The sequence below is a fragment of the Arcicella rigui genome, assembly GCF_034929435.1.
Lineage (GTDB): Bacteria > Bacteroidota > Bacteroidia > Cytophagales > Spirosomataceae > Arcicella > Arcicella rigui.
The window spans coordinates 123,882-141,418 of sequence record NZ_JAYFUM010000021.1 but is presented as its reverse complement, the minus strand read 5'-3'; the positions used below and the strand labels follow the sequence as shown (position 1 = coordinate 141,418).

At 37.2% G+C, this 17,537-nt stretch carries 15 protein-coding genes; 6 read left to right on the top strand and 9 right to left on the bottom strand.

Going from position 1 to position 17,537, the window contains the following annotated elements; all coding sequences use genetic code 11:
- Positions 1-137: 137 nt before the first annotated feature.
- The gene (locus tag VB248_RS17285) at positions 138-1,793 is read right to left on the bottom strand and encodes a carboxylesterase/lipase family protein (RefSeq protein ID WP_323298065.1); all 1,656 of its coding nucleotides are present in this window, start codon (positions 1,791-1,793) and stop codon (positions 138-140) included.
- Between the two features lie 448 nt (positions 1,794-2,241).
- On the opposite strand from VB248_RS17285, the gene VB248_RS17280 reads away from it, so the two are divergent.
- The gene (locus VB248_RS17280) at positions 2,242-2,580 is read left to right on the top strand and encodes a zinc ribbon domain-containing protein YjdM (RefSeq protein WP_323298064.1); all 339 of its coding nucleotides are present in this window, start codon (positions 2,242-2,244) and stop codon (positions 2,578-2,580) included.
- 108 nt (positions 2,581-2,688) lie between these two features.
- Here VB248_RS17280 and VB248_RS17275 read toward each other — a convergent pair whose 3' ends face one another.
- The 8 genes from VB248_RS17275 to VB248_RS17240 form a co-directional block, all read right to left on the bottom strand.
- Positions 2,689-3,867, bottom strand: a complete 1,179-nt coding sequence (locus VB248_RS17275; protein ID WP_323298063.1) for a HupE/UreJ family protein — start codon at positions 3,865-3,867, stop codon at positions 2,689-2,691.
- A 40-nt stretch (positions 3,868-3,907) separates the two neighbouring features.
- Positions 3,908-5,077, bottom strand: coding sequence for a dipeptidase (locus VB248_RS17270; RefSeq protein ID WP_323298062.1), 1,170 nt, complete (start codon positions 5,075-5,077; stop codon positions 3,908-3,910).
- A gap of 114 nt (positions 5,078-5,191) precedes the next feature.
- Positions 5,192-6,727, bottom strand: a complete 1,536-nt coding sequence (locus VB248_RS17265) for a subtype B tannase (RefSeq protein ID WP_323298061.1) — start codon at positions 6,725-6,727, stop codon at positions 5,192-5,194.
- 241 nt (positions 6,728-6,968) lie between these two features.
- A complete protein-coding gene (locus VB248_RS17260; RefSeq protein ID WP_323298060.1) occupies positions 6,969-8,366 on the bottom strand; it encodes a DUF3500 domain-containing protein in 1,398 nt (465 codons plus the stop codon).
- 147 nt (positions 8,367-8,513) lie between these two features.
- A complete protein-coding gene (locus VB248_RS17255) occupies positions 8,514-9,272 on the bottom strand; it encodes a LytR/AlgR family response regulator transcription factor (protein WP_323298059.1) in 759 nt (252 codons plus the stop codon).
- Positions 9,269-10,258: a sensor histidine kinase gene (locus VB248_RS17250; RefSeq protein WP_323298058.1), complete on the bottom strand. Its 990-nt coding sequence runs from the start codon at positions 10,256-10,258 to the stop codon at positions 9,269-9,271. The genes VB248_RS17255 and VB248_RS17250 overlap by 4 nt, the downstream gene beginning before the upstream one ends.
- Before the next feature lie 170 nt (positions 10,259-10,428).
- Positions 10,429-10,698, bottom strand: coding sequence for a hypothetical protein (locus tag VB248_RS17245; RefSeq protein ID WP_323298057.1), 270 nt, complete (start codon positions 10,696-10,698; stop codon positions 10,429-10,431).
- Positions 10,699-10,708: 10 nt separating this feature from the next.
- The gene (locus VB248_RS17240) at positions 10,709-11,308 is read right to left on the bottom strand and encodes a hypothetical protein (protein WP_323298056.1); all 600 of its coding nucleotides are present in this window, start codon (positions 11,306-11,308) and stop codon (positions 10,709-10,711) included.
- A 228-nt stretch (positions 11,309-11,536) separates the two neighbouring features.
- Between VB248_RS17240 and VB248_RS17235 the strand changes: the two genes are divergently transcribed.
- From VB248_RS17235 to VB248_RS17215, 5 genes are all read left to right on the top strand, one after another.
- Positions 11,537-13,483, top strand: coding sequence for a tetratricopeptide repeat-containing sensor histidine kinase (locus VB248_RS17235; RefSeq protein WP_323298055.1), 1,947 nt, complete (start codon positions 11,537-11,539; stop codon positions 13,481-13,483).
- A 33-nt stretch (positions 13,484-13,516) separates the two neighbouring features.
- The gene (locus VB248_RS17230) at positions 13,517-14,281 is read left to right on the top strand and encodes a helix-turn-helix domain-containing protein (RefSeq protein WP_323298054.1); all 765 of its coding nucleotides are present in this window, start codon (positions 13,517-13,519) and stop codon (positions 14,279-14,281) included.
- A 103-nt stretch (positions 14,282-14,384) separates the two neighbouring features.
- A complete protein-coding gene (locus VB248_RS17225) occupies positions 14,385-14,780 on the top strand; it encodes a DUF1398 domain-containing protein (protein WP_323298053.1) in 396 nt (131 codons plus the stop codon).
- A gap of 132 nt (positions 14,781-14,912) precedes the next feature.
- The gene (rbsK, locus tag VB248_RS17220; RefSeq protein ID WP_323298052.1) at positions 14,913-15,815 is read left to right on the top strand and encodes a ribokinase; all 903 of its coding nucleotides are present in this window, start codon (positions 14,913-14,915) and stop codon (positions 15,813-15,815) included.
- Positions 15,816-15,866: 51 nt separating this feature from the next.
- Positions 15,867-17,426: an ADP-ribosylglycohydrolase family protein gene (locus VB248_RS17215; RefSeq protein ID WP_323298051.1), complete on the top strand. Its 1,560-nt coding sequence runs from the start codon at positions 15,867-15,869 to the stop codon at positions 17,424-17,426.
- The last annotated feature ends 111 nt before the right edge of the window (positions 17,427-17,537 follow it).

Below are 17,537 nucleotides of genomic sequence, written 5' to 3'. Positions count from 1 at the left end.
TGTAGATGTGCCTTGGGCATAATAAAACCTCCTGTTTTTTGTGTTTGTCGTAATTCACAAAATAAACAAGGAGGTTTTTATTTGTCAAGTCATACCCAAAATTCGGGATGACTCATGTTTGTATTTTACAATAAAATTTATGCTAAAGCTTTTCTCGCTTCTCCGTCTGGATTATTCACTAAGGCAGGCGTGTCGTCCAGAATCATCGTTTCGCCATTTTGTGTTGTGTAAGGTTTCCAAGTGGGCAATCCGCCACCGTTTGGATTTCCTGTTTTTACAAAATTCAAGAAAGATTTTGCCATTTTTTCCGACAATGCTCTCGGACGTTTTCCTCCGCCTGTATGGGTCAGCATCAAATCGGTATTGTAAAACCAGAAGCAAATATCGTCGCAGTGAAAGGCACGCATTCTACCATCAAAAAGTGGAGGTTGCCAGCCAAACCAAGCCAAATAAACGGGAGCTTTCTGTTGCGATACTTTTGCATCGGCAGTGGCAACAGCATTTTTTCGGTTTGAAAGAATCAATGACCAGATTTCGATTGGACGAGCCTTCGGAAAGTTTTTCGCAAAAGCCTCCACGATTTCCCCTGATTTTGCCCCAAAACGAGGTTCAATTTTCGCTTTTACTTCTGCTAAAGTAATCTTTTCTAAAGCGGCATCCGTTCGGCTTGGGCTTTGCTCGTTAAAAGTTGAACAAATCATCAATGGAATATTACTTGAAAAATGATTGGGGTCGCTAAAAAATGCTTCGCCGTTCAAATACTCTCCATCTGCCACAGGCGAGTAACCTCCTCTTTGTATATTCAAGCGTTTGGCTTCATTACTCATTCTTTCTACGGCTCTATTGGCAATGTCAATGTACTCTCTCCACGGAATTTGTTGTAATTTTTCAATTTCTCCCGGCTTCAAACCTGCTTCCTCCATAATTTCCAAGCCTAATTTTTCAGCATACTCTTTGTTTGAACCTGCCAAAGAACTACCGCTCAAAGCCACTGCTTTATGAAACAAGCCTTTTGCTGAAGGCATATTCATCAAACAAGTAACTTTTGCTCCTCCGCCCGACTGTCCAATAATCGTAACATTGTTTGGGTCGCCACCGAAATTGGCGATGTTATTTTTTACCCATTCCAAAGCTGCTACCATATCTAAACTGCCAACATTTCCAGAAGCTGGGTGTCCGCCTGCGGCTTTGAGATGACTATAACCAAATGGGCCAAGTCGGTGATTGATTGAACAAAAAACTACATTACCGAGTCGAGCAATGTTTTCGCCATGATAACCGTCTTGCTCAATTGCGTTGCCATTGGTAAAACCTCCTCCATGCAACCAAACGATTACAGGGCGTTTTTGTGAATCCAAAGCGGGTGTCCAAACATTTAATTTTAAACAATCTTCCGAAACGTCATCGTAGTTCCAATGGTCAACAAATGAAGCATAAGTATTGGAATAACGTTTTTCCATGATTTGCGGAGCGGTATTTCCCCACCAAAGTGCTGGACGAATGTCTGTCCATGCGGTTGGTTTTTGAGGAGGCATAAAACGGTTTTTGCCCGAAGTATCAGCTCCATAAGGAATACCCAAAAACTGATGAATGCCCCGAAGGATAAAACCACGTACTTTCCCATGCTCTGTACTCGCAATGGCAATATTATCGCCTACGAATAACACTTGGTCATCAGCCGCAGGTTTGGCTGATTTTGTTTCGCTTGCATTCGCTACGGCTTGTTGCGAAATTCCCAAGCCTGCTACTCCGACACCCAACGATTGAATAAAATTACGTCTTGTTGGTTTCATAGTTTTTTTAATATTTGAAAGGTTAAAAATTTAGAAAAATGTTTTAGCCAAATTTTGACATTTGACTTATTGAGGAATAATGCTATTTTTTCTCAATTAAAGAAAAAATATTAATATTTTTATCTGGTATGCGACCAGATAGCTAAATGTTAAGCCAATTTGTGAATTATGAATGATGAGTTATTCAAATATTATTTTGGATTTGGGATTTCTAATTTCGGAAATTGGATAAAATGACTTTGTTTTATAAAATACTTCTAAAAAATCGTTTTTGAGGAAGCCGAAATCCGACACCCGAAATCCGAAATCAATCATTTTCACAATCCTTCGCACAGTACAAATGATGAGTTATGGGAGTCGTTTCGGGTTTATTCATGAAATATGCTTAATTTGCGGACTGTTAGATTGTCCTAACGCACTAAAATTGTCATTTTATTAAAATAATTTCATGTCTGAATTTGCCCCTTGTCCCAAATGTAATAGTGAGTTCACCTATCCAAGCGATTCGCTATTAGTGTGTCCTGAATGTTTTTATGAATGGAATCCTGATGAAGTAGAAGCCGAAGAAGCGGGTTCAAAAATTTTGGATTCGAATGGAAATGAATTGAAAGATGGCGACACCGTAGTTGTTATCAAAGATTTACCCGTAAAAGGTGCTCCGAAAGCCATTAAAGCAGGTACGAAAGTAAAAAATATTCGCCTAACTGATGGCGACCATAATATTGACTGCAAAATTGACGGTTTCGGTGCAATGGCTCTGAAATCTGAATTTGTTAGGAAGGCGTAGTTTTAAGCTATGAGCTTTGAGCTGTGAGCTATGAGCCTTTTTTAATCCAAAATGCTATGTGAAACTTTTTGGCTCATTGCTCATAGCTCATAGCTCAAGGCTCGTAGCTCAAAGCTTTATACGCTCTATCATCCACCCAGAAGCTAAAATCATCATTACAATTGCTCCAGTTTTACGAATAATTGGATAATAAGCTGTTTTTGAAAGAAAAAGTAAAACAGGAAAAGCCAAGACAATAATAAATAATTGCATAAGTTCTATGCCCAAATTGAAGCCCAGAATACTCAATATCATTTGTTGAGTTGAAAGCTGTAAATTCGTCAAAGTCTCAGCAAAAGCCAATCCGTGAATTAATCCGAAACTTCCTGCAATTAATACTTCTCTTTTAGGATAAATAGGGCGATAAGCATGAAAAGCTGAAATTAAAATCGTCACTGCTATTAGTACTTCAATTGGCTTAACGGGCAACTGAATCCATTGTACCGTTCCCAAAAATAAAGTAAGCGAATGTCCAATGGTAAAAGCCGTGACAATCCTGAGTAAATTCAGTAAGCTTGCTTGATAATTATCGGCTTTTCCCCATTGTTTATTCTCTACCAAAAGCATAGCAGGTAAGAGTAAAGTAAGAATAAAAAGTATGTGGTCTGTACCTTCTTGAATGTGTTTGACACCCAACAAAATCATATTTTGTAGTCCTTGCCAAATACTTCCTTGTTGCAAACTGATTTGAAAAGGTTTGATTTTACCCGTCGGAACGTCCAAGTCAATCACGCCAACACTTTGATAAGTAGCATCTTCTGATAAAATTCCCCTTTGCCAATCTTGCTTTACAGCAACTAAAATTTTGTGGCTTGCCACTTGGTGCAAAACAACATCGTAATCAAAATAGAAGTTTCGTAAGTCATAATACTTAGGCGGACTCATCGAAAACTCGACAATCAATTCTTTATAATTTCCCGAAAGACGACTCTGTATCGCATATACTTTCATCGTATCCAATGTTACCGACCATGGTTTTCCATCAAATGTTTTTGGGCGAATATGTTGTAGCAAATAGGCTTTCAAAGTATCGCCCAAACGCTCTACTAATTTTTCTGAATGGTCGTTTACTCCCAAACCAATGGCAGATTGTAATTCATTCAATGGAATCTGAATTTCTCCTGAAATATTTTTTTCATGGATTTTCAAAATTACCATCGAATTAGGCATTGGATGAGCCTGCAAGTCTTGCCACTGGGCGACCTGTAATAACAGAACGAGTAAAAAAAGAAATTTATATTTTTTCATTAATGTTGTTTTGCACAAGTAGTGATACTCTATTTAATATTTACTTTCCAGTCGTTGCTGCATCGAAAATTCTACAAAAATTTCCTCCGCCAAATTTGATGATTTCGTCTTCGTTGAAACCTGTTTTTAACATCGCATCAACAACGGCATAATAAAAACCTACTTTTTGGTCTTGCCAAGCTTCGTTGGTTCTTTCGCCGACACGAGCTTTGGGTTTTTCTTTCGGAGGAGTATTTTCTTTCCCTTGGTTAGGTGCTGGCGGTCTGTATGCTGGCGTTAGTTTGGTATCAGTACCAATACAAACGTGGTCGATGCCTACAATATCAACCAAAGCCCTTACATTTTGGACGTACTCCATCGGCGAATCTGAGAGATGCGTCCAAACGCCAATTACTCCGCCAGCTTCAGCCACAATTTTTGCTTGTTCTTTACTTATGAGTCGTGGTTTCATCATTTTAGCGAAGTTCGCATTTGAGCCTAACTGCGTATCAAGTCCAGTATGTGAAATAATCACAGGTTTGGTCGAGATTTTTAACGCTGCGTTTACGGCATCATTGGTACAATGAGCAAGGTCTATCATGATGCCCAAACGATTGGCTTCTTTGATTACTTCTTCACCAAAAGGAGTAAGTCCACCCCATTTTACAGGATTCGTAAAAATATCACCCAAAGGCACAGAGGCATCGTTGTCGTGTAAAAGTCCAAGATGACGCAAGCCACGCTGATAGGCTTCTTCCAAACGTTCAATTTTTCCTTCCAGAAAATGCCCCCCTTCTACTGATTGAATAACGGTAGCTTGATGCTTTTTATGGGCTGTTTTCAAATCTGAAAGATTCAGCGAGCGTTTCATTTTATTACTTTTCAAGGCATCATCCATGGCGTTTAAACCATTAATAAATCTTTTATAGCCGTCGTCTGGATTTACAAGTTTTTGATAATCAACGGCAAAAGTCATACAAATAGCCGATAAACCAGATTTTTGCAAATCACCTGCTAAATCAATTGCGGGATAAGGTAAGTCGCCCGAAAGTGGCACATCAATATGATTATGTGTATCTACGCCGATGGTTTTTGCTACAATTTTGGCGATACGTGGGCCAATTTCATCCTCTGCCCAAGATAAAAGCGGACTCAACATCATCGTAGTGCCTACGCCAGCCAAAGTAGCTATAAACTTTCTGCGTGACCATTCTTCTTGTGAATTTGCCATATTTTTAATTTTTTAAGGGATTTAAAATTTTAACTAAATCTAAAAAATTAAGTCCGTCGCATACAGATATTTCGCTGTACGTCCGAAAACTACTTATGAACATTTTCACATTGTTTATTTGCAAAGTCCGTCTATCCAAGCAAATAGTTCATTGAGGTCATAATCGCCACTATGCGGTTTATCCCACGGAAATTCCAGATTGGCATCAATACTATTATTTTGTAATGCCGTAGTTAATATCACTGAGATAGCGAGCGAAGTATCTTTGTCTTTAGAGCCATGTCTAATACGCCAGTGTTTAGCATTTGTCGTATTTTTTTGTCCCAAATAATACATGGGATTCATCATTTTCACCAATAACTCATCTACGCTTGAAGCCTCAATACTTGAGTTTTTTTGAGCGAATTCTGTAAAATGTTGTTTATCAATCGTAGCTGAACCAAATAACATATTTTCTCCAGTTGAAAGGTCTAAAGCATCGAAAGCTGGAGGTGTTTTCATTCGCTCCAAATAATTGAGATAAGCTCCAAAATCTAAAGCTGTTACTTTGTTATCTGTAATTTTCAAGAACGAATAGCCTGACATATCTTTTCCTTCATTCAAGACTTTTTGTGCCGATGCAATTACGTAATTGATGACTAAATCTTTAAAACTTCCATTTCCCTCAGCATCCAAAGTCAAGGTTTTTCCCTTCGTATCTTTTAAATTCAAACTATTAACATAAGCAGGAAAAAGTGTTTTTAATTGTGCTGATGCTTTGATTTGTTCGTCGTTCAACACCGAAGGAGCATCGCTACTTTTTGCAGGAGCTGGCCAACCTTTTTTATAAGTATTGATGCCGTTGAACTGCCATTCATAAGCCATGTCAGCGTGGTCTAAATTGGTAATTGGGCAATAAGCAGAAACGGCAAAAATATCATCTGTTGCATTGGCAGCACCCAGTGCTTTTAAATAGGGTTCATAATCTGGATTATTACCCGTTGCTCCAATTAAAGTTGACATAGCACCGCCTGCACTTGTACCATTTGAAATGATTTTATTAGCATCTCCCGGCATCAGTTTGTCATTGAATTTCAAATATCGTACTGCTGCCTTTAAATCTACAATGCCCGCAGGAGCTTTGCCCGTGTATTCACCGTTACTTCCTTTCAAAGTGCGTCCTCTTGCACCAGCCGAAGCTACTACATAGCCTTTTGCCAAAGCGGCAACTACTGTTGAAGGCTTTGCTTGTGGCATGGCTGGCATTCCTTCGGGTCTTCTGTCGCCCATTGGTGGCATTCCATTCATAGGAGGGCGATTTCCACCCATTCCCATTGGCGTTTCTTTGAGGGTAGCAGGCTGTGCAGGCATATAACCGCCTACTTTATTGGGGAAGAAAATCGGAGCTGTGGCGGCGGTATAAGCATTTACTTTTTTTCCTGTGAAGTACTCTTCTGGAATGTAAATATTCATTTTTTGATATAACGTATCTACTGGATTTTCAACATAAATGATATTTTCATACGCTCTTACAATAAAGGTTTTTCCTTCAAAAGTAAGCGTTTGTGAAACATATTTTTGTGCTTGAAAACTAAGGTCTGGCTTTGGGGAAGTAAAAGAACAAAGAGCCAAACTTAGTATGATACAAAAGCTTTTGAGATTTGATTTCATGTTGTGAGTTATTAGAAAAATTTATGGTAATGAAGAATACAAACAGGTTGAATACTTATGATTCAACCTGTTTGTAAATACGTTTTTAAAGAAATGATATTGAAAGCTATTTTGGATTTGGGATTTCTGATTTTTAAAAAATGACCTTATTTTAATAAGGTACTTCAAATGAAAACATTTAATAAATCCGAAATCCGACACCTGAAATCCGACTTCCGAAGTCCGACTTCCGAAGCCCGATTTAATTCGCTCCGTAGTCTGAAAGTCTATCTCTCCAAACAGAGTGTGGGTGATTCGCATTTCTTACGATAATACCTCCTTGCATCGAAAATTCAATCCATACATTTGGACCATCAATCAATACATAATCACCAGAAGCGGTTAAGTCTGTTGAGCCATAGTAAGAGATATAAGTATTATCAATATCAGCCTTGTATTTAGCATAAACGGCGGCGGCGGCTTTATCATCCAAATCGTCGGTATAAGTTTTGATAGCAGCCAATACTAAATCTTTTTGAGCTTGTGTCAGATTTCCCACTTTCACACCCGTTTTGGTTGTAGGGAAGCTACTGTCTTTTTGCGGGCCAGCAATTAAATCATTTTGTGCAGATGAACGTTTGGCAGTACTTAGTTCAGACGAACTCAAGCCTTTCAACATAGCAGACAAAGCTACATGTTCTTGTTGAATAGGATTGTAAGTTACTCCTTTGTAAGTATAAGTAGGGAATGGCTCTGTTGAACGGAACGAAGGTGTTCCACCCGTCATTTTTCCTCCGCTATAAGTATGAATGATAGTGCCATGATGCCCACCAATTTGTAAGCACCACAAGCCTGTTGTACTTGGCGTACCAATGAAGGCAATATAATAATTTCCCGAACCGTAGTCAGAACCACCGCCAATAGAATTCAAGTAATCGTCTGCGGCTAAAATACCTAAGTACTCAGCATTTCCTTCGTTGGTAATTGAGCTTGTCGCTGCTTTTAAAAGGTTGTAAAATGCCGTCCATTGTGCCGTAGAGAAAGTACTTGTCTGTAAACCAACTCTGCCTCGGTATAATCCTTCTGGCAAATTCGACCATTTTTGGGCATGAGCTTTGTTGTAGCTGTCTTGAAGAGCCGTAACCTGTGTAGTAGTAAGTGTAGCCTTAAATGCTTCTGCCATGGCTACAATGTTGCTAATGTCGCTGTCTATCGACCAAGCCGAAGCACTCGTACTTGTACCACCTGTACCAGAACCAGCCGCCGTCACCGTCAAGGACAAAGTACAAGACTGACCACCAACCGAAATGGCAAAGCTTGCTGTTCCGCTGGCATTTGGTGTACCTGTAATGGCAAAAGTAACAGAGCCATCGCCCGATGCCAAAGTACCTGCCGTAAGCGTAGCCGTAAGCCCCGTTACTCCCGACGACGAAACAGCAGTACCAGTGGTGTAAACGCCTCCGTTACCTCCTGTATAAGGTACAGTTGCCGTACCTGTATAAGCTGTGCCAGCAGTAGCTGTACTCGAAAAAGTAGCCGAAGTACAATTCAATGCGGTGACTGATGCCGTAGTTTCTGTGGTAACATCAGTAGTTTCGCAACCAAAGATTAAAAGTACTGTAACAAATACAACACTAAAGATTGAAAGTTTTAGATTCATTTTTTGGTTTATTTTAATTTCCATTACTTTCTAAGAATACGCTCAAGAGAATCTTTGTATTGAAAATTTGGGCTACTTTAGCAGTGAACAGGAAAAAAAGCCAAATGAAACGTCTAAAACTGAGGAAATAATTTGAAGTATTTAGGATTAAGGCAAATTTTGAAACCACTTTTTGAATGGCGTTACTTTTTCTTTGCTGATGATAACGTCAGTGGAGGCAATAGGTTGGGTTTTTACTTTTACTCGACTATTGATATAAGATTGTATTTCGGTAATACTTTCTCTGGAAAGAATATATTGTCTGTTGGCTCTGATAAAATCTTCGGGATTAAGTTGCGTTTCAATATCATCTAATTTAAAATCCATCACAAATTTTCTTCCATCAAACAACTGCCCGTAAACTAATCCATTTTCTATAAAAAAGTAGGCAAAATCTTCGCTTTTGATGGGCAAGAGTTTCCCTCTGAATCTTACCAAAAAGCTTTTTCGATAGGTTTTCTGTAAAAAAGCTTGTTGCTGAATCAGTTCATTCAATAATTCTTCCTTGAATAATTGTTGCCCATGATACTTCTCAATGGCAAATTGCAAAGCATCCGCATCAATGGGTTTTAGTAAATAATCTACACTGTTTAATTTAAAAGCACGAATGGCGTACTCGTCAAAAGCGGTGGTAAAAATAATTGGAGCTTTCAGTTGAATTTGTTCATAAATTTCAAATGAAATGCCATCCGCCAACTGAATATCCGAGAAAATCAATTCTGGACTTTCGTTTTGTTTAAACCATTCAATGCCTTCTTCTACACTTTCAATCGTAGCAAGTATTTCATGGTTAATATTCAGTTGATTCAACATAAATTTCAACTGATTAGCGGCTGCGGGTTCGTCTTCAATAATAACTATTTTCATGGAATCAAGGGTAAAATCACGGTAAATGCTTTGTCTTGTAAAATTTCAATTTCACGTCCGACCAACAATCTAAATCTTTCACTAAGGTTCACCAGCCCAATGCCTGTACCTGCTGAATTGGCTTTTGTGTGAATGGTGTTACTGACGATGATGATTTCTTCGTCTGGTTTTATTTTGATAGTAATCTTTAAAGGCGAATTTGAAGAAATTACATTGTGCTTGATGGCATTTTCGATAAGTAATTGTAAAGAATGCGGAGGAATCCTGAATTTTTCTTTGCCTTCAAGTTTTTGGGTAATTTTTAGGTTTTCACCAAATCGCATTTGTAACAAAAAAATATAATTGTCCATCAAAATCAATTCATCTTTCAAATTCACCATCGTCTGTTCTTGCATACTCAATGAATAACGCAATACTTGCGATAATTTTTGAAGATACAATTGGCTTTTGGCTTTGTCTTCGTTGATTAACCAACTCAGCGTATTCAAGGAATTAAATAAAAAATGAGGATTCAATTGGTTTTTCAGTGCCGATAATTGATTCATCAAGTTTTCTTGTTTCAGTTGTTCGTTTTCCAATAATACTTCATTTTTTCGGTCGGTTTCGGTTAAGAATCTACTGAAAAAATAGTCGATAAGGGCAATCAAAACGCCACGCACTACTACGGTAGAAGTCGTCATCGGGCTTAGTTGAATGATACTTATATTCACCGCCGACAGGATTAAAACAAAGCCAAGAAAAATCAAAAAAGCATAAGTATATTGTTTGCTTTTGGTGATATTGGCATGAGAAGAGCGATACAAAAAATGAATAAGTGCCATCGAATACACAAAACAAAGTAGTAATTGAAGTGTAACATCCGCAATGGCTAAATTGGATTTTGTGATTCTGGGAAGGTTTAGAAAAATAATGGGGAAATTGACGAAAAGAGCGACTAAAAAAGAAACGCCCCAAACGAATTTTCTTATTGAAGGATTTATAAGCATTTTGAAAGATTTAAAAATGCGTCAAATATAGTCTTTTCTATGAATTGCCCATTGAAAATTGAAGTGAACTGGCAAAATTGTCCTTTGAATCTTTTCTTGAAGTTTTTGAGCCTAATTTTTAGGGAAAATTCCTCCGTACCGAGGGCAGAATTTTCCCTTTTATATTTGCCTTATACCAATTTACTTGCTAAAGCCACCAAAACATCCATTCCTTTACTGATATTTTTGATAGCAGTTGCTTTGGCTTCGTTGGATTTTGTGGCGTTTTTAATTTCCTTGATGATGTCTGCCAAATCTTTCTGACTAATGCCTGTTTCAAAAATAATATGTTGAATTTCAGCATCATTGAGTCGGGTTAAACTTGAAATTTGATTGGCAAAATGTGCGTCGGTTGCGGTAGCTGCCTGATTGGCAAGGTCGTCCCAATTGATTTCTGACATGGTGAAAATGCTATTTTTTTAATATTTCGTTGATACTTGTATTCAAATTGCTGGTACTTTTTGCTACACTGCCAGCGTCTTGAATGAAGCCGTCGAGTGTATTACCTAATCTTTCAAAATCAATTTTATTTTTGCTAATATTCGCAAGCTGACCGATAGCTCTTTTGCGTTCATCTTCCAGTTTAGCAGCCGAAGAAAGCAGTGCGGTCATCTGCACACAAGCATTGTCGTACTCGAAATAATCGGTATTTAATTTATCAATAATTTTAATTCGATTGCTTTCAAGTACGTTTTGCATCGAATCTCTTCGGGCATTGATTTTGGGGATAATACTGGCAATAATTTTAGGAAGATTACTTTTATAATCAATCCCTTCTGGAATTTTTTTGACGAAATTTTCTATCAATACAGGCGTGTATTGCTTGATGATAAAAGTATCAATTCTATTCCTTTTTTCATCAAACATTTTGTTGACAAACAAAGTGTTGAGTTCGTGCATTCGTTTGCCTTCGAGCTGAATGGTGTTCATTAAATTGATAGAAGAGATAGGAACTTTGGCACAGGAGCTAAGTATTATACCAAGAACGAAAATTAAAACGTTAGTTTTCATAGACATTTTGTAGGAAAAAAATATTAAAATCACTTAGGAAAATTTTCAATCAAATGTATTGATATTAATCAAAGAATAGGAGTTGTATTTAATTTTTTTTATTTTTTATTAGATAATTTAAAGCCAATAAATAATAAAACGGTAGATACAATTTTCAGATAAACAATTATCTTTATACGAGATTAGTATTGGCTCGTTTCAGTGGGAGATACCTAAACATTTAAGACTATGGAAAGAAGGTATAAAGTTATGGTTGCAAGAGTTTTTCTATTCGCTGTTTTTATTAGTTTATCTCCAATTTCGGTTTTTTCACAACAAGTAAGCCTAAGTCAACTTTTGACGAAGTGGGAGAAATACACACAAACTAAACCAGCCAAACCCGATACTTCTGTTGTTAATTTACTCAACGATATCACTTTAGACTACATGCACACAGCTTCTGATAGTGCTTTTTACTTTGCCCAAAAAGCACTGAGTATGTCTAAAGCCCTAAAATACGAAAAAGGGAAAGCAACAGCTTATGCTTATATTGCTAAAATTCATTATACCAAAGGTAACTACGACCTTTCGTTGAGTTATGCCCTTACGGCTTTGGGCATTAGTAGCCATATCGACTACAAAACGGGTATTGCTTACGCACATAATACTATGGGCGTTATTCACATTGCTCAAAAAAAATACGCTTTAGCATTGCAGGAATTGATGAAAGCCGCCACTTTGAATACTACTTTAAAGAACCAAACAGGGCTATCTGGCAATTATTTCAATGTCGGCTTGTGTTATTTAGAAATGAAATCCGACAGTGCTATTCATTATTTTTTACTTTCCAGAGAAATTAGTATCAAAATTCCAGACCAACACTTGGTAGCCATGGCGAACAATCATCTTGGCGAATATTATTTACAAAAAGGAAAACTCAATACTGCCATTTCGTTTTACTCGTCTATTTTAGAAAATCGTAATTATCAAAACGATTGGGAAGATAGCTTTGCACATACAGGTTTAGCGAAATGTTATTATGCCAAAGGCAATTACAACGAAGCAATCGACCATAGTCAGAAAGGATATTTATTAGCCAAAAAGAGTAACACAAAATGGGACATAGAGCAAGCTTTGGGCGTTTTGTATTTGTCATATAGTGCAGTGGGTGACTCGAAAAATGCCTACAAGTATCTTTTATTAGATAAAATTTATAGTGATAGTCTTTTCAATGAATCAAAAGAAAAAGAAATCAACGCTCTTTATTTAAAACAAAAACAGGCTGAAAACGAAGTATTAAAAAAGAAAAATCAGATTGCCGAAGAAAAAGAAGCCAGCCAAAGAATGCTGATTGTGGTGATTGTATTAATTGCGATTTTATTAATGATTATTGCCATTACGACTTATAGAAATGCCGAACGTATCAAAAGACTGTATAAAATTCTTCAGCGAAAAACGGAGTATATTAGTACTCAGAACGAATTGATTGAACAAAAAAATGATGCTTTGAATGAATCTAATCAGACCAAAGATAGATTATTTTCAATCATCGGGCATGATTTACGAAGTCCCTTTGCTTCTATGCGTGGAGCTTTGGAACTCTTCAATTCGGGAATGTTTGATGAAGACGAAAAGCAAATGATGCTCGATAGAGTATTGGAACAAATGACGGTTACTTCGGCGATGCTCGAAAACCTATTGTCTTGGGCCAACAGTCAGCGAGAAGGTTTGAAAACCAATATCGAACCATTGGTATTAACCGACCTCATCAATGAAATATTAGCGATTTTCAAAAATGTAGCCATTGAAAAAAATATTGTATTGACGCATGTTTTTGATAGCCCCGTAAGTATCAATGCCGACCAAGACCAAATGCACGTAGTGTTTAGAAATCTTGTAGCAAATGCCATAAAATTCACCAAGCCCAATGGCGAAATCTTTATTAGTTATTTAGAAACGGACAAATCCGTAAAAGTATTGGTAAAAGACAACGGTGTAGGGATGTCGGAAGATAAATTAAAACTCATTTTTCAAGAGTCTGGTAAAAGTATATCAACTTACGGCACAAGAAAAGAAAAAGGAATTGGGATTGGTTTGATGTTGGTAAAAAAGTTTGTGGAACTCAATCACGCCACAATTACCGTTGAAAGTAAAGAAAAAGAAGGAACAGTTTTTATCGTTGAATTTATGAAATAGCCTTATAAAATTCATTGAAAATTGAACAAGTAAATGCGTTTTGAAAAAATAACCCCCATTGATAAGCTTCAACCATACATTAAATATTTGGTAATTTCCGAAGCTCAGGAAGAACAGCAGTACAAAGTTTTTCCTTCTACGGCTTTGGTAATGGGTTTTCAGTATAAAGGTAAATTACTTATTTGTAATGCCGAGGACACCAATCCTTTGGCGACTGCGGGCATTACGGGTTTACAAAATACTTTTAAGGTTTTTAAAAATACTTCAAATGTTGGTTCAATATTGGTTTATTTTACCGAAGTTGGCATTTCTTATTTTACAGATTGTCCTGTAAATGAGCTTTTCAACCAAAGTATTGCATTGGATTATTTGTTCGACAAAAACAAAGTAGCCGAAACGGAAGACAGATTAGCCAATGCCCTGACCGATGCAGCAAGAATAAAGATTGTAGAAAAGTTTTTATTAAACGAAATCAAAGAAAGAAAAGAAGATTTATTGATAATAGAGGCATTAAAACTTATTTATGCTTCTAAAGGCACAATCAAGATTCAAGAAATCAATGAAAAATTAGCCATCAGCCAAAGTCCATTTGAAAAGAGATTTAGAAAATTAATAGGTACTTCGCCCAAAAAATTTGCTTCCATCGTCCGTTTTTATGCTGTTCTTGATGATTTGAATACGCCAAAAACACTCACAGAAATTGCTTACGAAAATAACTTTTTCGACCAAGCCCACTTCATTAAAGACTTCAAAGTATTTACAGGAGAAAGTCCTGAACATTTCAAAAAAAAATCATAAAAACGATTTTTTACAATTTCAAGCCTTTAGTTCTTTGCAGTTTTGTAACATCATTAAAGACAACATTTGTCGGTCTTTAACAAACCTAAATTCACATTCAACCATGATGTTTACAATCGAACAAATCAAAGAAGCACACTCAAAAGTGAAATCTGGAGCAGATTTTCCAAAGTACATTCAAGCATTGGCACAATTAGGCGTGCGTACTTATGAAGCTTATGTTTCAGACGGGCATACTGTTTATAAAAATGCCGAAGGTACTTCTGTCGCTTCCGGCAAAAAATATGAAGTTATGCCAATTGCAGAGGAAAGTAAGCCCAAAGAGTTTATAGCATATTTAAAAGCCCATCAAGCAGGCGAAACCGATTATCCAACTTTCTGTTTACACTGTGCCATCACAGGCATAAAAAAATGGGAAGTATCTATTGATGCCATGACTTGTACTTATTTTGATAAAGCTGGGAATGAAATTTTAGTAGAAAATATCCCAATGGCATAAATTAGTCTGCCTCGACCACGAGCGTTTCTTGAAGAATACATTTCAATCAAGAAACGCTTTTTTATTTTATCGTTTTTTCGGAGTAAATTGAATAGAATTATTGAAGGTTATTTTTGTATAAAAACAGCGAAAATGCGTAAGATTATTGTAATAGGCAGTTCAAATACGGATATGGTTGTCAGAGTCCCTAAACTACCTTTACCGGGTGAAACGGTTTTAGGAGGGGATTTTTTGATGAATCTTGGTGGCAAAGGGGCAAACCAAGCTGTTACAACGGCAAGATTAGCTTGTCCGACTGTGTTTATTAGTAAAGTAGGGGAGGATGTTTTCGGTAGAATGGCTTTAGAACAGTTTGACAAAGAAGGTATTCAAACTGACTTTGTTTTTACTGATAGCCAACATCCTTCGGGCGTAGCATTAATCAATGTAGATAGGCGAGGAGAAAATTGTATTTCGGTAGCTTCTGGAGCAAATGCTTCGCTTTTGCCTGCGGATATTGACAAAGCCGCCGCTGTTTTTGGAAGTGATGATATTATTTTGATGCAATTGGAAATACCATTACAAACGATAGAGTATGTAGTAAATAAATTTCATAAAACGGGTGCTACTATTATGCTAAATCCTGCTCCTGCCACACAAATCAATATTGAAACTTTACGGAATATTACTATCATTACTCCCAACGAAACAGAAGTAGAAACCATTACGGGGGTTTGTGTACAAACAGAAGAAGGTTTGCGAGAAGCCGCTTCGACGCTGAAAGAAACAGGAATAAAAAATGTGGTAATAACAAGGGGGGCAAAAGGAGCTTATGTGTTATCGGATGAATTTGAAGGAATAGTTCCTGCACAGAAAGTAAAAGCTGTGGACACTACCGCCGCTGGCGATTGTTTTAATGGAGCATTAGCCGTGGCTCTGCTTGAACAAAAAACTTTAAAAAGTGCCGTTGAATTTGCCAATAAAGCGGCAGCTTTGGCGGTGCAGAAAATGGGTGCTCAGTCGTCGATTCCTTACCGAAGAGAGTTAGATATATGATTCAAAGGATTGTTTGCCAATAATTTAACGCTTGAAAATAAACCAAAAACAATGAAAAGAATAATTTTATTACTATGCTTCATCGCAAGTGTGAGCGTAGCTTTTGCTCAAAACTCCAAAACGATTACTTTCAGTAAAACAGAATTACAAAACAGAATTAAAGGCGGTTGGGCAGGACAAACCATTGGCGTAACTTTTGGCGGCCCGATGGAATTTAAGTACAACGGAACAATCATCAACGAGTATCAGCCAGTGCCTTGGTACGATGGTTATTTAAAGAAAACCATGTTGGAAAATCCCGGTTTGTACGATGATTTGTACATGGATTTAACCTTTGTAGAAGTATTTGAAAGAGAAGGTTTAGATGCTCCGGTGGCTTCTCATGCCAAAGCTTATGCCAATGCAGGTTATGCCCTTTGGCACGCCAACCAAGTAGGAAGAAATAATATTTTGAATGGCATGATGCCTCCTGCTTCGGGTTATTGGGAAAATAATCCTCATGCTGATTGCATCGACTACCAAATTGAATGTGATTTTGCAGGTTTGATGTCGCCTGCAATGCCTAATGCAGCTTCAAAGATTTCAGATAAAATCGGTCATATTATGAATTATGGCGATGGATATTATGGGGGAGTATATTTAGGAGCGTGCTATACTTTGGCTTTTGTTTCAAAAGACATTCGCTACATTGTTCAAGAAGCTTTGAAAACGATTCCTAAAGAAAGTAATTATTATAAATGTATTGCCGACGTAATTAAATGGCATAAAATGTACCCGAACGATTGGAAGAAAACTTGGTACGAAATCCAGAACAAGTGGTCGCAAGATATTGGTTGTCCTGATGGCGTTTTCGCTCCTTTTAATATTGATGCAACCATCAATTCGGCTTATGTGGTAGTGGGTTTGCTGTATGGTAACGGAGATTTTACCAAAACAATGGAAATAACTACTCGTTGCGGACAAGATGCAGACTGTAATCCGTCGTCGGCTGGTGGAATTTTAGGGACAATGTTGGGCTATGATGCCATTCCCGCTTATTGGAAAATGGGTTTAAAAGAAGCTGAATCTATTGATTTTAAATATACTTCTACTTCTTTGAACAAGGTGTATGAAGTAGGTTTTCAGCAAGCTTTACAAAATATAGAACGCAATGGCGGAAAGGTTTTGAAAGAATCTGTCATTATTCCTTTACAAACGCCTGTGGCAGTGAAGTACGAAAAAAGTTTTGAAAATACTTATCCTGTTGATAGAAAGTACGTGTATCAGTCTTTGAAAGATGAATATACTTTTGATTTTGAAGGAACAGGTTTTGTGGTAAAAGGAGAAACAGCAAAATGGGCTTCAACGAGTACTTTTCAGTTTGAAATGGAAGTTTGGGTAGATGGCAAATTGTTTGAAACAGCGAAGTTACCTACTTCATTTACAACTCGCCGACATGAACTTACTTGGAAATATTTATTGACCAAAGGAAAGCATACTGTAAAACTAAAATTGCTTAACCCAAGTACTGAACACGATTGTAGAATGACAGATATTTTGATTTACAACGACCAACCAAATGGAGCAGCGAATGAAACTGTTTTTAGATTTGGGCAGCCTGTTAGGAAATAAGCTTATTAAGCTTTGAGCCTTGAGCTTTTTTTAGCAAAATGCTTTAGCTATGAGCCTTGAGCTTTGAGTTTTTAAGCTTATTGATTATTTTTCTTAAAAAAATCAAGGCTC